General features: G+C 62.1%; 15 protein-coding genes. 5 read left to right on the top strand and 10 right to left on the bottom strand.

Features of this window, described 5'->3' with window-relative positions:
• Window positions 1–75: 75 nt before the first annotated feature.
• Window positions 76–498, top strand: a complete 423-nt coding sequence (locus tag J2Z31_RS23185) for a VOC family protein (RefSeq protein WP_209605039.1) — start codon at window positions 76–78, stop codon at window positions 496–498.
• 110 nt (window positions 499–608) lie between these two features.
• Here the strand turns inward: J2Z31_RS23185 and J2Z31_RS23180 are convergent, their stop codons facing one another.
• From J2Z31_RS23180 to J2Z31_RS23160, 5 genes are all read right to left on the bottom strand, one after another.
• Window positions 609–1,481, bottom strand: a complete 873-nt coding sequence (locus J2Z31_RS23180) for a cytochrome c1 (protein WP_209605038.1) — start codon at window positions 1,479–1,481, stop codon at window positions 609–611.
• Window positions 1,482–1,513: 32 nt separating this feature from the next.
• Entirely contained in the window at window positions 1,514–2,794 is a 1,281-nt protein-coding gene (locus tag J2Z31_RS23175) for a cytochrome b (RefSeq protein WP_209605037.1), read from the bottom strand.
• A gap of 14 nt (window positions 2,795–2,808) precedes the next feature.
• A complete protein-coding gene (petA, locus tag J2Z31_RS23170; protein WP_209605035.1) occupies window positions 2,809–3,387 on the bottom strand; it encodes a ubiquinol-cytochrome c reductase iron-sulfur subunit in 579 nt (192 codons plus the stop codon).
• A 313-nt stretch (window positions 3,388–3,700) separates the two neighbouring features.
• Window positions 3,701–5,566, bottom strand: coding sequence for an ABC transporter ATP-binding protein (locus tag J2Z31_RS23165; RefSeq protein WP_209605033.1), 1,866 nt, complete (start codon window positions 5,564–5,566; stop codon window positions 3,701–3,703).
• Window positions 5,567–5,676: 110 nt separating this feature from the next.
• The gene (locus J2Z31_RS23160; protein ID WP_209605031.1) at window positions 5,677–7,530 is read right to left on the bottom strand and encodes an ABC transporter ATP-binding protein; all 1,854 of its coding nucleotides are present in this window, start codon (window positions 7,528–7,530) and stop codon (window positions 5,677–5,679) included.
• Between the two features lie 467 nt (window positions 7,531–7,997).
• Between J2Z31_RS23160 and J2Z31_RS23155 the strand changes: the two genes are divergently transcribed.
• Window positions 7,998–8,459: a tRNA (cytidine(34)-2'-O)-methyltransferase gene (locus J2Z31_RS23155; protein ID WP_209605029.1), complete on the top strand. Its 462-nt coding sequence runs from the start codon at window positions 7,998–8,000 to the stop codon at window positions 8,457–8,459.
• Window positions 8,460–8,506: 47 nt separating this feature from the next.
• Here J2Z31_RS23155 and J2Z31_RS23150 read toward each other — a convergent pair whose 3' ends face one another.
• Window positions 8,507–9,079 carry an NADPH-dependent FMN reductase gene (locus J2Z31_RS23150; protein WP_209605027.1) on the bottom strand — a complete coding sequence of 191 codons (573 nt, stop codon included), beginning with the start codon at window positions 9,077–9,079 and terminating at the stop codon, window positions 8,507–8,509.
• A 78-nt stretch (window positions 9,080–9,157) separates the two neighbouring features.
• Between J2Z31_RS23150 and soxR the strand changes: the two genes are divergently transcribed.
• The gene (gene soxR / locus J2Z31_RS23145) at window positions 9,158–9,646 is read left to right on the top strand and encodes a redox-sensitive transcriptional activator SoxR (RefSeq protein WP_209605025.1); all 489 of its coding nucleotides are present in this window, start codon (window positions 9,158–9,160) and stop codon (window positions 9,644–9,646) included.
• Between the two features lie 6 nt (window positions 9,647–9,652).
• On the opposite strand, the gene J2Z31_RS23140 is transcribed toward soxR, so the two are convergent.
• Window positions 9,653–10,831, bottom strand: a complete 1,179-nt coding sequence (locus tag J2Z31_RS23140) for an MFS transporter (RefSeq protein ID WP_209605022.1) — start codon at window positions 10,829–10,831, stop codon at window positions 9,653–9,655.
• A 266-nt stretch (window positions 10,832–11,097) separates the two neighbouring features.
• Window positions 11,098–11,358, bottom strand: coding sequence for a hypothetical protein (locus tag J2Z31_RS23135; protein WP_209605019.1), 261 nt, complete (start codon window positions 11,356–11,358; stop codon window positions 11,098–11,100).
• A gap of 195 nt (window positions 11,359–11,553) precedes the next feature.
• Here J2Z31_RS23135 and hemF point away from each other — a divergent pair, with 195 nt between their 5' ends.
• Together hemF and J2Z31_RS23125 are read left to right on the top strand one after the other, a co-directional pair.
• Window positions 11,554–12,465 (top strand): oxygen-dependent coproporphyrinogen oxidase, encoded by a 912-nt coding sequence (gene hemF, locus J2Z31_RS23130; protein ID WP_209605190.1) that lies wholly within the window; start codon window positions 11,554–11,556, stop codon window positions 12,463–12,465.
• A 186-nt stretch (window positions 12,466–12,651) separates the two neighbouring features.
• Complete coding sequence (locus J2Z31_RS23125) at window positions 12,652–12,930, top strand: BON domain-containing protein (protein WP_209605017.1); 279 nt, start codon at window positions 12,652–12,654, stop codon at window positions 12,928–12,930.
• A 64-nt stretch (window positions 12,931–12,994) separates the two neighbouring features.
• Here the strand turns inward: J2Z31_RS23125 and J2Z31_RS23120 are convergent, their stop codons facing one another.
• Complete coding sequence (locus tag J2Z31_RS23120; protein ID WP_209605014.1) at window positions 12,995–13,612, bottom strand: ABC-type transport auxiliary lipoprotein family protein; 618 nt, start codon at window positions 13,610–13,612, stop codon at window positions 12,995–12,997.
• An 80-nt stretch (window positions 13,613–13,692) separates the two neighbouring features.
• Window positions 13,693–15,063, bottom strand: a complete 1,371-nt coding sequence (locus tag J2Z31_RS23115; protein ID WP_209605012.1) for an MlaD family protein — start codon at window positions 15,061–15,063, stop codon at window positions 13,693–13,695.
• Window position 15,064 lies beyond the last annotated feature (1 nt).

The raw sequence follows: 15,064 nt of genomic DNA, 5'->3' as shown, positions 1-15,064 counted from the left end.
ACTTTGAATTGCTGCATGTCCCCTTTGGTTCGAGGTTGCTCCAAGGAGACATGCGGTAGCGCACGGGAGGTCGAAATGAGACCGCGATTGAAAGTCCTGACCCTGGCGGTAGATGACCTCGATAGGTCCCTCGCCTTTTACCGTGACGGAATGGGCCTGCCGACGAAAGGGATCATTGGGCAGGACTTCGAGGATGGAGCCGTCGTCTTCATCCATATGAACGATGACCTGATATTGGCGCTTTATCCTGCGCAGTCGCTCGCCAAGGATGCGAAGATAGACGCGACGCGCCAGCGGGTCGGCGCCATCTCGATCGGCCATCTCGTCAATTCGAAGGAGGAGGTCGATAGAATCATGAACCAGGCCGAGGCTGCCGGCGCGGTCATCACCGATCCGGCCCGCAAGCGCTTCTGGGGCGGTTACTCCGGCTATTTCCATGATCCGGATGGGCACCTTTGGGAAGTCGCCTGGAACCCGCAGTGGACGGTTCCCGATTGAAGTGCGCGGACTCGCATAGCTGACGGACTCACGGGCACACCTTCAACAAAAAAGGGCCCCGGCAGACCGGGACCCTCGAGATCGATTGACCGGTTGTCCCGGCTTTCCGATCAGTGTTCCTTGTTCGCGTAGACCGACTTCTTCGTCAGATAGATGAGGCCGGTGAAGATGAGCAGGAACACCATGACCATGAAGCCGGTGCGCTTGCGATCCTCGAGATGCGGCTCTGCCGCCCACATCAGGAAGGCCGACACGTCCCGGGCGTACTGATCCACCGTCTGCGGCGCGCCGTCGTCATAGGTGACCTGGTCGTCCGAAAGCGGCGCTGCCATCGCGAGGGCGGCGGCGCTGGCGAAATACGGGTTGTAGTGCGTGCCTTCCGCCACCTCGACGCCCGCCGGCGGATCCTGATAGCCGGTCAGCAGCGCGTGGATATAGTCCGGGCCGCCTTCCTGGTAGGGCCAGAAAATGTCGAAGACGAACTGCGGGAAGCCGCGCTCGATTCCGCGCGCCTTGGCAATCAGCGAGAAGTCCGGCGGAGCCGCACCGTTGTTTGCCGCCGCAGCCGCTTCCTTGTTCGGGAACGGCGACGGGAAGTAGTCGGACGGAATTGCCTTGCGCGCGAACATCTCGCCGTCCGCGTTAGGACCGTCCTGCACTTCGTAGTTGGCAGCGAAGGCCTTCACCTGGGCTTCGGAGTAGCCGAGGTCTCCCAGTGTGCGGAAGGGAACCAGGCTCATCGAATGGCAGGCAGCACAGACTTCGGTGTAGACCTTGAGGCCGCGCTGCAGCTGGCCCTTGTCGTAGTGGCCGAAGAGACCGGCAAAGGTCCAGTCCTGCTGCTCCGGCTTGTGGATCGGGTAGTGCGGCGTGCCGCCTTCGGCATGACCTTCGCCGCCGGCTCCGTCCTGGGCGATAGCTGCGCCCAGGCCCAGACCGGCAACGACAGCAAGTGACAGAATGCCTGTGACAAGCTTTTTCATTGTTGTGAGTTCCTTATCAATCGCTGTTCCGGTCAGGCGTGGGCGGTCTTCGGCTGCACCTTCGCATTCTGTTTTTCCAGCACCGCCTCGGTGATGGAATTCGGAATGCGCTTCGGCGTCTCGATCAGGCCGAGAACGGGCATGATGACGAGGAAGAAGCCGAAGTAGTACAGCGTACCGAGCTGCGAGAGCACGACATAGACGCCTTCGGCCGGGCGGGAGCCGAGCCAGCCGAGCATGATGGCATCGGCGACGAAGATCCAGAAGAACAGCTTGTACCACGGGCGGTAGACGGCGGAGCGGACCTTAGACGTGTCGAGCCAGGGCAGGAAGAACAGAACGATGATGGAGCCGAACATCACCAGAACGCCACCGAGCTTGGAGTCGATCGGGCCGATGTTGAAGGTGATGGCGCGCAGCATCGCGTAGAATGGGAGGTAATACCATTCCGGAACGATGTGCGCGGGCGTCTTCAGCGGGTCGGCCGGGATGTAGTTGTCCGGATGGCCGAGATAGTTCGGCATGTAGAAGACGAACCAGGCGTAGACGATGAGGAAGACGGAAACACCGAGCGCATCCTTCAAGGTCGCATAAGGCGTGAAGGGCACCGTATCGGTCTTCGACTTGACCTCGATGCCAGTCGGATTCGTCTGGCCGGTGACGTGCAATGCCCAGATGTGCAGGACGACGACGCCGGCGATCATGAAGGGCAGAAGGTAGTGCAGCGAGAAGAAGCGGTTCAGCGTCGGCTGGTCGACGGCGAAGCCGCCGAGCAGGAACTGCTGGATCCATTCGCCAACCAGCGGGAAGGCCGAGAAGAAGCCGGTGATAACGGTAGCGCCCCAGAAGGACATCTGGCCCCACGGCAGAACGTAACCCATGAAGCCGGTCGCCATCATCAGGAGATAAATGACGACGCCGAGTATCCAGAGGATCTCGCGCGGCGCCTTGTAGGAGCCGTAGTAGAGACCGCGGGCAATATGCAGGTAGACGGCGATGAAGAAGAAGGATGCACCATTGGCATGCAGGTAGCGCAACAGCCAGCCGTGGTTCACGTCGCGCATGATCTTCTCGACGGAGTTGAAGGCGACGGTCGTCTCGGCCGAATAATGCATCGCGAGGACGATGCCGGTCAGAATCTGCACGATCAGCATTACCGACAGCATCGCGCCGAAGGTGTAGGCGTAGTTCAGGTTCCGCGGCACCGGATAGGAGACGAAGGAGTCGTGGACGAGCCGCGGCAGCGGAAGACGGGAATCAACCCACTTCTCGATGCCTGTTGTTGGCGTGTAGGTTGAATGATCAGCACTCATTCTCAGTAGTCCCCTCAACCGATCTTGATAACTGTGTCGGAAACGAACGTGAAGGTCGGCACGGGGAGGTTCTCCGGTGCCGGGCCCTTGCGGATGCGGCCGGCGGTATCGTAGTGGGAACCGTGGCAGGGACAGAACCAGCCGCCAAAATCGCCGGCCTGGCCCAGCGGCACGCAGCCAAGATGGGTGCAGGAGCCGATCATCACGATCCAGTTTTCCTTGCCTTCGCCGGCGGAGCGATCGATGTCCGTTGCCTGCGCTTCCGACGGGAGGTTGGCGTTGCGCGCGGCCGGATCCTTGAGCTCGTCGAGCGCCACTGCCTTGGCTTCCTCGACTTCCTTGTCAGTGCGGTTGCGGATGAAGACCGGCTTGCCGCGCCACTTGGCCGTGAGCGACATGCCCGGCTGCAGGCTCGAAACATCGACCTCGATCGAAGCGAGCGCAAGCGTTGAGGCATCCGGACGCATCTGGTCGATGAACGGCCAGACTGCAGCCGTGGCGCCGACGACGCCAGCCATCCCGGTAGCCAGGTACAGGAAGTCGCGGCGAGTGGGCTCGCCCAAGGTCTCGCTTGAAGTGTCGTGTTCGCTCACGGCTAAACCATCCTCTCACGCAATGTTGCGGACACTGCATCCGCCCCCGGCGCGCTTCCTCCCGTCCCCGAGTCACGGAACCGCGCCCTGTCTCATTCGCTGCCACCCTACCCGGCTCACCGCTGCAAGCCTCGGATCAGGTGCCAGAATCCGGAGAATCCGGCACGCGGAATCCCCGTCAATCGGGCGCGTTCTATGCTTGAACGCGGACTATGTCCAGCCTTCATGCGGTCAGGCGGGCAGATTGTCGCGGGGAAAGATGCGGCCAATCAGCGCAAGGGCTTGGCGCGCTCCGAGGACGCCTTCCGGTCTCCTATTCGGCGGCTTCTTCCTGTGCGATGAAGCCGCCTGATTGGCGCGCCCAAAGCTCCGCGTAGAGACCCCCGCGCGCGATGAGCTCGGCATGCGTACCGTCTTCGACGATCCGCCCGCGGTCCATGACCACCAAGCGATCGAGAGCGGCAATCGTCGACAACCGATGCGCGATGGCAAGCACCGTCTTCCCGTGCATCAGTCGCTGAAGGTTTGACTGGATGGCCGCCTCCACTTCGGAGTCCAGTGCCGAGGTCGCTTCGTCGAGAACGAGAATGGGAGCGTCCTTCAGCATGACGCGGGCAATCGCGATCCGCTGCCGCTGTCCGCCGGAGAGCTTGACGCCCCTCTCTCCGACATGGGCATCGAACCCCTTGCGGCCGCGCTGGTCCATGAGGTCGTCGATGAACTCATAGGCCTCCGCCTTGCGTGCCGCCGCGATCAGTTGCTCCTCCGATGCACCCGGCCGGCCAAACAGGATGTTGTCGCGGATCGAGCGGTGCAGCAGCGAGGTATCCTGGCTCACCATACCGATGTTGGCCCTCAGCGACTCCTGCCGGACCGCGGCTATGTCCTGGCCATCGACCAGGATCTGACCGCCCTCGAGATCGTAGAAGCGCAGCAATAGGTTGACGAGCGTCGATTTGCCAGCTCCCGAGCGGCCAACGATGCCGACCTTTTCGCCGGGGCGGAGGGTCAAGGACAAGTCGTCGATGACGCCTCCCCCCTTGCCATAATGGAACTTCACGTGCTCGAAGCGGATTTCGGCCTTGCTGACCTTGAGGTCTGCCGCGTCCGGCCGATCGACGAGGCCGATCGGCTGTGACACGAGTTCGGCCGAGTTCTGCATCGTGCCGATGTTGCGCATGATCGCGTTGAACTGGCCCATCATCCGTCCGAGCAGCATGTTGAGCCGCAGCACCAGCGCCAGGGTGAAGGCGACGGCTCCGGAACTCACCGAGCCTGCCAGCCACAGATCGATGGAGTAGACCGCGATCGCGGTGATCATCAGCCCGGAAAGGAGCGCCTGCGATGCCCGGACGCCCGTCAACAGTCGCGTGAAGGGGATGACCGCTCCCTGGAAACGATCGAACCCGGCGCGGATATAGCGGTCGTTCTCTTCGTCGCTGCCGAATAGTTTCAATGTCTGCATGTTGGAATAGGCGTCCACCATGCGACCGTTGAGCATCGAGGCCATCTCGGCGGTGTTGCGGGCATGCCTGCGCACGCGCGGGACGAAATAGCGGGCGAGCCCCATGAAGACGAGGATCCAGAACGCCACCATTGCCGCAAGACGCCAGTCGAGCTGGGCGATCAGCGCCATCGTCGAGGCGGTGTAGATGACGATGAACCAGACGACCTGCAGCAGGGAAACGATGAGGTCGCTCGTCGCCTGCGCGCCGGTCCACACCTTGGTGACGATACGGCCGGAAAATTCATTCTGGAAGAAGCTTAATGACTGGCGCGCGACATGCACATAGGACTGCCAGCGAACGAGATTGAGAAAACCGGTGATGATCGACTGCTCCTCGACGAGCGCGGCGAGCGAGACGGCGACGAAGCGGAACACCAGCACCGTCAGCAGCATGAAGAGCAGTTCCGGACCGTTTGATGCGATCAATCCGCTCCAGCCGTCCTCCGGCCGCACCGTATCGAGTACGTCGACCAGCCGGCCGACGAAATAGAAGAGCCCGGCTTCGAGCATTGCCACCAGGCCGCCAAGCGCCGCCATCGCCAGAAACGGCCCCTTTGCCTGGCGCGCATAGAACCAGGCAAAGCCCCAAAGGGACCTTGGCGGCTGCAGGCGATCCCGCGGCGCGAAGGGATGGATCCAGTTCTCGAAGATGGCGACGATGGAGCGCAGCATTGTTCTGATAATAGGTGGCAGAGAGCGGACGGCAATCGGTTATCGCCGAACCGTCCATTACAAATGCGCAAGCTTCCGGCAACCTTTCGGCGAAAAGGCGAAGCGGCGGATCACTCCGCCGCCTCCTCCTTCTCGACCTGGTCGGCGATGAAGCCGCCAGACTGGCGTGACCAGAGATCGGCATAAAGACCGCGCTTTGCGACCAGTTCGGCATGCGAACCCATCTCGACGATCCGCCCGGATTCGAGGACCACAAGCCGGTCCATCTCGGTCAGCGTCGACAGCCGGTGGGCAATGGCGATCACCGTCTTGCCGGCCATCAGCGCGAACAGGTTCTCCTGGATCGCCGCCTCAACCTCGGAATCGAGCGCCGAGGTCGCCTCGTCGAGGATCAAGATCGGGGCGTCCTTCAGGAAGACGCGAGCGATCGCGATGCGCTGGCGCTGACCGCCGGAGAGCTTCACCCCGCGTTCGCCGACCTGTGCGTCGAGCCCTCGCCGTCCGTGCTGGTCTTCGAGCGCCAGGATGAAGTCCCAGGCATTCGCCTTCTTCGCCGCGGCGATGATCTGAGCGTCCGTCGCCTCGGGATGACCATAGGCGATATTGTCGCGAATGGAGCGATGCAGCAGCGACGTATCCTGCGTCACCACGCCGATCTGCGAACGCAGGCTGTCCTGCGTGACGGCGGAGATGTCGGTGCCGTCGATCCGGATCACGCCATCTTCGAGATCGTAGAAGCGCAGGAGCAGGTTCATCAGCGTCGTCTTGCCGGCGCCCGAGCGGCCGACGAGGCCGATCTTCTCGCCGGATCGGATATCGAGCGACAACCGGTCGATAACGCCTTTCGCCTTGCCGTAGTGGAAGCGGACATTCTCGAAGTTGATCGCACCTTGCTTCGCCTCGAGCGTGCCGGCGTCAGGCCTGTCGACGATGTCGTGGGCCTTGGTCATCATGCCCATGCCGTCATAGACGGTGCCGATGTTCTCAAACAGCGTCGAGACTTCCCACATGATCCATTGCGACATGCCGTTGATGCGCATGGCGAGACCGATCGCGACGGCGATCGCTCCGACGGAGATCGCACTCGTCAGCCACAGATAGATGCCGAGCGCACCGACGGCAAAGAGTGCGATGCAGTTGTTGGAGTAGACGCAGATGTGGAACAGCGTCACCTTGCGCATCTGCCGGTAGACCGTCTCGAGAAACTCCTCCATGCCGGCGCGCGCATAGGTTTCCTCGCGTCCCGCATGCGAGAAGAGTTTCACCGTCCCGATATTGGTGTAGCTGTCGACGATGCGCCCGGTCATCATCGAACGGGCGTCCGCCTGCTCCCTGGAGATCTTCTGCAGCCGCGGCACGAAATAGGCGACGATCGCAATATAGATCGCCAGCCAGATCGCGAGCGGAGCAACGAGACGCCCGTCGGCGGTCGCCACCACGACAAGCATCGTCGTGAAATAGCTCACCACGTAGACGAAGACGTCGAGGATCTTCATCACCGTTTCGCGCACGGCGAGCGAGGTCTGCATCACCTTGGTCGCGACCCGCCCCGCGAATTCATTGGCAAAGAACGTCATGCTCTGTCGAAGCAGATAACGGTGCATCTGCCAGCGGGCGATCATCGGATAGTTGCCGAGCAGAACCTGGTGCATGACGAAAGAATCGAGCGCCACCAGACCCGGCAATCCAATCAGGATCAGCGCGCCCATCCATGCGAGCCTGCCGCCCTCCGCCTCGAGGAAAGTCTCGCGGTCTGCATTCGACAGCCAATCGACAATGTTGCCGAGGAACTGGAACAGCGCCACCTCGCCGATCGCGATCAGCATCGTGCACAGGGCCATGACGAGAAGCCACGGTGCGGCGGGCTTCGTATAGTGCCAGCAAAATGCAAAAAGCCCCGTTGGCGGAACCGCCGGTTCTGCCAACGGATAGGGATTGAGGCGGGATTCAAACCAGCCGAACATTTCTGAAGCTCCTTCATGGGATATTGAAGGAAGGCGGGTCTCCCCGCATTCGTTATCTCTGAAAAATTCTCCGGAAATGGCCGCGACTCGCGCTAGAACCTCCGGAGAACCGGAGCGCGCTTCATTCGATCGATAGACGGAAAGGGCGCGGAACCGGTCAGGCCGGGGAAGGCCCGGCCACATGTGGGAGGCGTGTCAACATCAGAACTGTCATGCATGCCTCCGTCGGTTCGCGTGGAAGAGGATTGACCTTTACCCTTATTCCGCCTGCCGCGCCAGATTGTCGCATGTATTTTCCTGCACGTTTCTTCTCCAGCGGCCCAAATGTTGCCAATCCAGCACAGATTAGCGGCGGCAAATTCAGCGATACCGCATACAGCGCTTGACCAAATGCTCGTCGTTGAAGCCCATTCGATGCAAAAGGACAGTCCAATCCCTCCACGTCTCACCAAACGGCCTGATCGTCCATGAACGCTCTTCGCATCGCACTCTACCAGCCGGACATACCGGGCAACACCGGCACCATCCTCCGGCTCGCCGCCTGCCTCGGCCTTTCGGTCGACATAATCGAACCGGCTGGCTTCGATCTTTCCGACCGGAACCTGAAACGCGCCGGCATGGACTACATCGCCGCCGTGACGCTGACCCGGCACGTCAGCTGGGAACGCTTCCAAGCATGGCGAGCGGAAACGGGGAAACGACTTGTGCTCGCCTCGACAAAGGCGGCCGAGCCGTATACGCGCTTCAGCTATCGCGCCGACGATATCCTTCTCTTTGGCCGCGAAAGCGCCGGCGTGCCCGATCATGTGCATGACCGAGCCGACGCACGGATCCTCATTCCGATGGCGCCGGGCCAGCGCTCGCTCAACATAGCAATGGCGACCGCGATGATCGTCGGAGAGGCGATGCGGCAGACCGACGCCTTCTGACCGCATCAGCCAGAAGGGCGCCACCGGCCTGGAAGGGGCCGTGCCCGTCATGCGGCGATCTCGTTATAGGGGGTCGCCCTGCGTGCGGATTTCAGGGTGCGCGCCCACCAGGTCAGCCGATCCATCATCAGGAACAGCGGCGCCTGCATCTCCCCAGGCTTGTAAGGATTGCCGGCCGCGTCGAACTTCGACCAGGCTTTCGGGAAGGCTACTCCGTCCCTCAGCGTAACCGCATGCAATTCGCCGAACACCTGGCGCAACTGTTCGACCGCCCGGATGCCGCCGGAAGCGCCGCCATAGGAGACGAAGGCCACGGGCTTGGCGTGCCAGGGCTCATAGACAGAATCGATCAACTCCTTCAGAGCTGCCGGATAGCCATGATTGTATTCCGGCGTGATGACGATGAAGGCGTCCGCTTCAGCCACCTTGCGCTCCATCCACTCGGCCATGTCGCCGGGCTTTTCGCCTCGAGCGCTCCTGAATCTCAGCGGATCGATGATCGTCAGGCTGAAGACGTCGGAGGTCGAAAGCTCGCGGATAAGCCAGCTCGCGACCGTATCGCAAAAGCGGCCCTGCCGCGCACTGCCGTAGATCAGGGCAAGCGTCATCTTCTCTGTCATGCGGGATCAGCTCCTTGTTGTTGGCTACAGGGAGCTCATGCTATAGAACCTCAACTATAGTTGAGGTCAATAGCGCCCATGAAAAAAGATTACACCCACGATCTCAAGCGCGAGCTGACGGTCGGCGAGGTCGCCGAGCGTAGCGGCGTCGCCGTCTCGACGCTCCATTTTTACGAGACGAAAGGCCTCATCCGCAGCAATCGGAGCCGCGGCAATCAGCGCCGCTACCCGCGTGGGGTTCTGAGGCGCGTTGCCGTCATCAAGGTCGCGCAGCGCACCGGCATCCCGCTCTCGGAGATCCAGACCGCTCTGTCGGTGCTGCCTGACGACCGGCCGCTGACGGCCGAGGACTGGGCCCGATTGTCAATGACTTGGCGGCAACAGCTCGACGAGCGCATCACCAAGCTGACGGCGCTGCGCGATCAACTGACCGGCTGCATCGGCTGCGGCTGCCTGTCGATGCGCGACTGCCCATTGCGCAACCCCTATGACGTGCTCGGAACCGAAGGGGCCGGGCCACGCCTGATCGATCCGGCCGACGGCCCAAGCGAACGCGAGACCGGCTAAACCAATTCATGCAGCGGTTCTCATCCGGCTGAGCAGGACCATGCTCGCCAATGTGCCAAGGGAACAGCCAAGTGCGACCGCCAGCGCCAAGCGGTTGCCCGCCTCGGCGAGCACAAAGGAGAAAAACGGCGGCGCGGTGGCGAAAGCCAGATTGAGCGGCAGGCCAAGGCGCGCCATGACCGTGGCATATTGCGCCGGCGTAAAAAAGGCGAGCGGCATCGTCGCCCGGCTGACAGACATAGCGCCGCTCGAAAGCCCGTAGAGCACGAGGAAGAGAACGATCGTCCCTTCCGTCCCTCCTCCGAGGATCAGCATGAACAGTGCGATCGGCATGAGCGCTGCGGCGAAAAGGCCGGTCGTCACCCCATCCCAGCGATTGCCGCCGAGAAAATCGAAGAGCCGCGCCGAGAGCTGGATAAAGCCGATCGCGGAACCGAAACCTACCGCTAGATAGTCCGCCACCGCGAAGCTGCGAAACAGGTCGATCAGGACCAGTTGAAATCCCCAGGTGACGAAGCCGTTGAGCGCAACCGCTGCGGTGATCAGAGCGACGACCAGCAGGCGATGTCGCTGTGAATGTCCAGCTTTCCCGGCGGCAACAGCAGCCTTTGGCGCGGTGGCCGCCGGCCTGGTCCGCGGCAGAGCCCAAAGATGCAGCGGTGTGCAGACGAGGAGCATCGCGGCACCGTAGAGCACATATGTGCCGCGCCAGCCGAGGGTGGCTTCCCAGTAGACGGTCATGGGCCAGGAAACGCTTGGCGCAAGCGCCATCGCAAGCATCTGTGCCCCGATCGCCCTGCGCGCACCCTCCCCGGCGACCTCGGTCAGAAAGACATGCGCCGATGTCGTCAACGTCTGAGCCCCCGCCAGACCGAGGATCGCCCAGGCGGCAAAATAGACGAGCGGTCCTTCAGCCACGGCGAGCAGCCAAAGCCCGGGTGCGGCAAGTGCCGATCCGCAGGCGAGCACCGGCCGCGCCCCAAGGCGCGCATAGTACGACCCCAACGGCGGGGAACCGAGCGCCATGGCCAGAAGCATGACTGTTGGGCCGAGATAGATGCTTGAAGGCGCGAGCCCGAGATCCCTCGCCATCGCCGGCGCGGTCACCGAGACGAACATGAACATCGCACCCCAGGCGATGATCTGGGTGACAGACAGAACGATGACCGAGCGAAGGACGGGCATGAGACCGGACGGGTGCACGTGGGACTGGTGCGGGGCAGAAGAACAGCCAGAGGTTTATCCCGTCTGCGTGGACTTGGCCATAGCGTCTGACGGCAAACGAGGATTTTGCCGTTAAAAGGTGCACCTGGCGAAGAGCCGGATGCATTACCTCCGTCCCCGGACTTGCCCCGTCCTCCGCAGCTGCGTGGACCGGCCAGCGAGGGTGACGCATCCCGTCCCGGTGCGCCTCAAAAAGGCCGCGACAAAGTGCCCGAAGCGGACGGACCTTAATCCGCGCTTGGAAGCCGCCGCATCGTAAACTCGATCTCACCGCCCTCGAGCTGCCGCCAGCTTTCGACCTCAGTCCAATAGGCGGCCTTCGGCCAGGTCTCGAACCATTCGCGAGCCTTGGCGCGGGCTGCATTGCGTTCGAGGCGGAAGGTCTCGCGCACGAAGAGACTATCGCCTCGCGCGGGATTTTCCCGGCGGTGCCGGTCGATCTGACGCCGCAAGCCATCGAGCGGCGGTCCTGGTGGTAACTTCGCCATGGCTGTACCTCTCCAAGAAATGTAGGATGGCGACGGCACCATTGCCAGCCCTTGTGTCTCTCGCCGCAGCGCAGTCCGGCATTGCGGAGATTGTCACGGGAATCGCCCCGCCGTTGCCATTCGAGCGAAAATATGAACTGTGGCGACGACGATCGAATCGGCAACGACACGCGCCGCAAACGGAATTGAATGTCCATGGAAAGACCGCAATTGCCGCAGGGACTGCCTGCCGACATCGAAGACAAGAAGGCCGAAGCCAAGGCCTGGTTCGAGAGCCTGCGCGATGCGATCTGTGCGGCCTTCGAGGCGCTCGAAGACGATCTCAGCGGCCCGCTGTCGGACCAGCCCGCAGGCCGCTTCGTCGCCAGGGACTGGCTTCGTGAAGAGGGCGCCGGCGGCGGCGGGCGCATGTCGATGATGGAGGGCCGAGTCTTCGAGAAGGTCGGCGTCCACACCTCCACTGTCCATGGCGAATTTTCCCCGGAGTTCCGCGGCCAAATCCCGGGCGCCAGCGAGGATCCGCGCTTCTGGGCCTCCGGCATTTCGCTGATCGCCCACCCGGTCAACCCCAACGTGCCTGCCGTTCACATGAATACGAGGATGGTCGTCACCACCAGCAATTGGTTCGGCGGCGGCGCGGACCTGACGCCGGTGCTCGATCGACGGCGCGTCATGACCGACCCGGACACGGTACTCTTCCATCGCGCGATGGAGATCACCTGCAATCGCCACCCGGTCGCCGATCATGCGAAATTCAAGGAATGGTGTGACGAATATTTCTTCCTCAAGCACCGCAACGAACCACGCGGCACCGGCGGCATATTCTATGATTGGCTGCATTCGCCGGACGAGCTCGGCGGCTGGCAGGCAGACTTCGCCTTCACCCGGGACGTCGGCAGGGCTTTTGCGCTCGTTTACCCGAAGATCGTCAGGTCGAATTTCAATACGCCCTGGAGCGAGACGGATCGCGACGAGCAGCTGGTGCGCCGCGGCCGCTATGTCGAGTTCAACCTGCTCTACGACCGCGGCACGATCTTCGGCCTCAAGACTGGCGGCAACGTCGATTCGATCCTCTCGTCGCTCCCGCCGGTGGTTCGCTGGCCATGATTGTCGCATCCAACGGCAGTAGATTCTGACCGATCTGGTGGGACAGGCCGGCTCTTGCGCGCTGCGGCTGCGTTTGCGCCGCGCTCGTGATGCTTCGGTCACAATCCACTGCCGCTGGTATGACAGCAGCGAAGCCACGAACAAATTTCATGCTACGGCGTTTCCCTTCGAACGAGGGATCGAGGCATGGTGTTCAAGAAACGCACATTTTTTGGCGAGGAACCGGAGCGCGTGACACCGGAGCATCCGGCCGAACTCGAGCGCCGTGTGGCACACTTGCTCGCCGTGGCCCCCGGGCTGGATGCCGTCAACGTTCAGGTCACCTGCACCGGCAGCACGGCAGTGCTTGACGGAAGGGTGGCGTCGGAAGAGGAAATCGTCCGCGCTGAAGAAGCGGCAAGAGCCGTCCCCGGCGTCACCGATGTAATCAACCGAATCGAGCTGGCGAAGGTCGGCAGCGGCTGAACGCCGCGACCCGCCGGGCGGCATTTGCCCTCATCTGCGGGCGAAATCCCTTTGGCGTCAGAAGCTAGATCGATGCCAACGTCCAACCGACGATGTCAGCCGCCACCTTCGCGAAAGCCGCATCCAGGGCCGAAACAAAGGCTGTATTGCCCGGCCCGCTTACCGGCGCCACAGCCTTGAACGCTCGTTGGTGGCGCACTGTGCCATTCCGGTCGTCCAGAAGCTTCGCGAAGATCTCGACTACCGCCGTGTCCGGCCCGTCGGTGGAAATCTCGAAGGCACGGATTTCAGTGACGACCTGATAGTCGATCGCCAGCCCCTGACCCGGCTTGCCGACGCCGCCGACCCTGCCGGTGTTCTCGAAGGTCTGGACGAGCTTGTCCTGCACGATCCTCGGCAGCCGGTCGCCCCATTGCGCCCTGGCGAGGAATTGTATTTCCGACCGCGACAGTCGGACGACGATCTGTTCGCTGTCGAGTGTTTTCAGCGCTGTCGGCTCCGGCACCAGGATTTGCCGCCCGGTAGACGCAGGTCGATCGACAACGGGTGTGGTTGCCAGGCTGAAGGTATCGTTGACTGCCGGACGCGTTCCGCAGCCCGCCAACATCATCGCTAACGAAACGACTACTGCTGTCCGGGCGGCCCCCGCCTTACGCACAGCTACCAGACCCGGAAAACGCATACTGCAGACATCCCCAAACAATCAGGCTTCGCGCAGCCCCCCGCCGCGCTCAACCCATTCGCGATCCCGCGACGTGCGAATCAGCGCCGCGTGCGGCCATCATATTGCTTAACTGTTTCGCCGCCGAATAGAAGGCGTTGTGGATTTCTGTCGAAACTGGAAATCGTGCTTTGAAGACTTTGCACAGTGCGGCGCGTTTCGGTGACGAGTGCCTCCACGTCGCGCAGACCCGACCCCGAGAAACGCTTGAGGTTCTCTGTGATGGGACCGATCTGCGCATTGAGGTTGTTGGCCATTTTCCGGAAGGATTCGAGCGTCGAACGCGCTTCGGCCGAAAGCGACGGCGCATCGGCATCGCCAAGGAAGCCGTCGATCTTCGCCAGAATGCCGTCGACACGATTCGAGGCGGCATTCAGCTTGTTCGACATCTGGGTGAAATCAGTGATCGTCTGGTCGATGTCTTCCTGGCGGCCGGAGATCTTTTCGGCGAAGCTGGATACCTGGGCGGCAATCTTTCGGGCATCCGCGCTCGCAACGGAAATGTCGTCGACGACCGATCCGATCTTCTGCGCGTCGACGGCCGCCACCAGCGCGTCGACGCGCTTCAGCGTCTCCCGCGCGCTCTCGCCGAACTGGTTGTAGGTGCCAACCGTGCGCCTGAAGCCGGCGATCGCCTCAGAAACGCCACCCGAGGCATCCCTCAGATCCTTGCTCAGTTGCTCGGCATTGCTGACGATCGTGTCGATCTTCTTCGGGTCGACGGACTTGATCAGCCTGTCGGCGCCTTCGAGCGTGGTGTCGAGCTTCCTCGAAGCTGTACTGACCGATGCCGACAATTCCTCGACGCTTTTCAGGAATTGATCGATGACGTCGGAATTATCTGCAAGCGCCTTCGAGAATTTCTCGGCATTGCCGATCGTCGAGGTGAGCGGGCGGCGGATGTCCGTCACGAAGCCCTGGATATCGGTGATGGCGCTGTTTGCCCGGTCGAGGATCTGGTCGGCGGTCGCAAGCAGGCTGGTGACGCTCGATTGGTCGGCGGTGATCGTGGCCTGCGTCCCTTTTTCGAGCGCCGTCTTCAGAATGTTCTCGTCACCCTTGCGGCCGCCGCTGAGCTCGATATAGGCGGCACCGGTCAGCCCCTGGACTTCCAGCGTCGCCCTGGTGGAGGTCAGCACCGGCGCATCGGCCGAAACCTCCGTAATGGCGATCGAATAGCGCGGATCATTGGCGTCGATCGCCAGATTGCGGACGGTGCCGACATTGATGCCATTGAAGCGCACGGGCGAGCCGACGGTAAGGCCACTGGCGGAACCGGGAATGTTGACCACGAGTTCCACCATCTGCCCCGCCCGGCCATATTGCGCCATCCAGTAGACGAAGCCGAAGGCGGCGGCGATCACGAATACCGTGAAAAAGCCGACAATGGCATAATTCGCTTTGGTTTCCATC

It is taken from the genome of Sinorhizobium kostiense (genome assembly GCF_017874595.1).
GTDB lineage: Bacteria > Pseudomonadota > Alphaproteobacteria > Rhizobiales > Rhizobiaceae > Sinorhizobium > Sinorhizobium kostiense.
Note: the sequence above shows the minus strand (reverse complement) of the source record. Positions and strands in the feature narration are given on the sequence as shown.

Excerpts from the sequence above, each read along its gene's own strand:
- J2Z31_RS23150 (WP_209605027.1), bottom strand. The coding sequence starts at position 9,079 with ATGACAGAGAAGATGACGCTTGCCCTGATCTACGGCAGTGCGCGGCAG.
- J2Z31_RS23125 (WP_209605017.1), top strand. The coding sequence starts at position 12,652 with ATGGTGTTCAAGAAACGCACATTTTTTGGCGAGGAACCGGAGCGCGTG.
- J2Z31_RS23140 (WP_209605022.1), bottom strand. The coding sequence starts at position 10,831 with ATGCCCGTCCTTCGCTCGGTCATCGTTCTGTCTGTCACCCAGATCATC.
- soxR (WP_209605025.1), top strand. The coding sequence starts at position 9,158 with ATGAAAAAAGATTACACCCACGATCTCAAGCGCGAGCTGACGGTCGGC.
- hemF (WP_209605190.1), top strand. The coding sequence starts at position 11,554 with ATGGAAAGACCGCAATTGCCGCAGGGACTGCCTGCCGACATCGAAGAC.
- J2Z31_RS23160 (WP_209605031.1), bottom strand. The coding sequence starts at position 7,530 with ATGTTCGGCTGGTTTGAATCCCGCCTCAATCCCTATCCGTTGGCAGAA.
- J2Z31_RS23155 (WP_209605029.1), top strand. The coding sequence starts at position 7,998 with ATGAACGCTCTTCGCATCGCACTCTACCAGCCGGACATACCGGGCAAC.
- J2Z31_RS23180 (WP_209605038.1), bottom strand. The coding sequence starts at position 1,481 with ATGAAAAAGCTTGTCACAGGCATTCTGTCACTTGCTGTCGTTGCCGGT.
- J2Z31_RS23115 (WP_209605012.1), bottom strand. The coding sequence starts at position 15,063 with ATGGAAACCAAAGCGAATTATGCCATTGTCGGCTTTTTCACGGTATTC.
- J2Z31_RS23120 (WP_209605014.1), bottom strand. The coding sequence starts at position 13,612 with ATGCGTTTTCCGGGTCTGGTAGCTGTGCGTAAGGCGGGGGCCGCCCGG.
- J2Z31_RS23185 (WP_209605039.1), top strand. The coding sequence starts at position 76 with ATGAGACCGCGATTGAAAGTCCTGACCCTGGCGGTAGATGACCTCGAT.
- J2Z31_RS23175 (WP_209605037.1), bottom strand. The coding sequence starts at position 2,794 with ATGAGTGCTGATCATTCAACCTACACGCCAACAACAGGCATCGAGAAG.
- J2Z31_RS23135 (WP_209605019.1), bottom strand. The coding sequence starts at position 11,358 with ATGGCGAAGTTACCACCAGGACCGCCGCTCGATGGCTTGCGGCGTCAG.
- J2Z31_RS23165 (WP_209605033.1), bottom strand. The coding sequence starts at position 5,566 with ATGCTGCGCTCCATCGTCGCCATCTTCGAGAACTGGATCCATCCCTTC.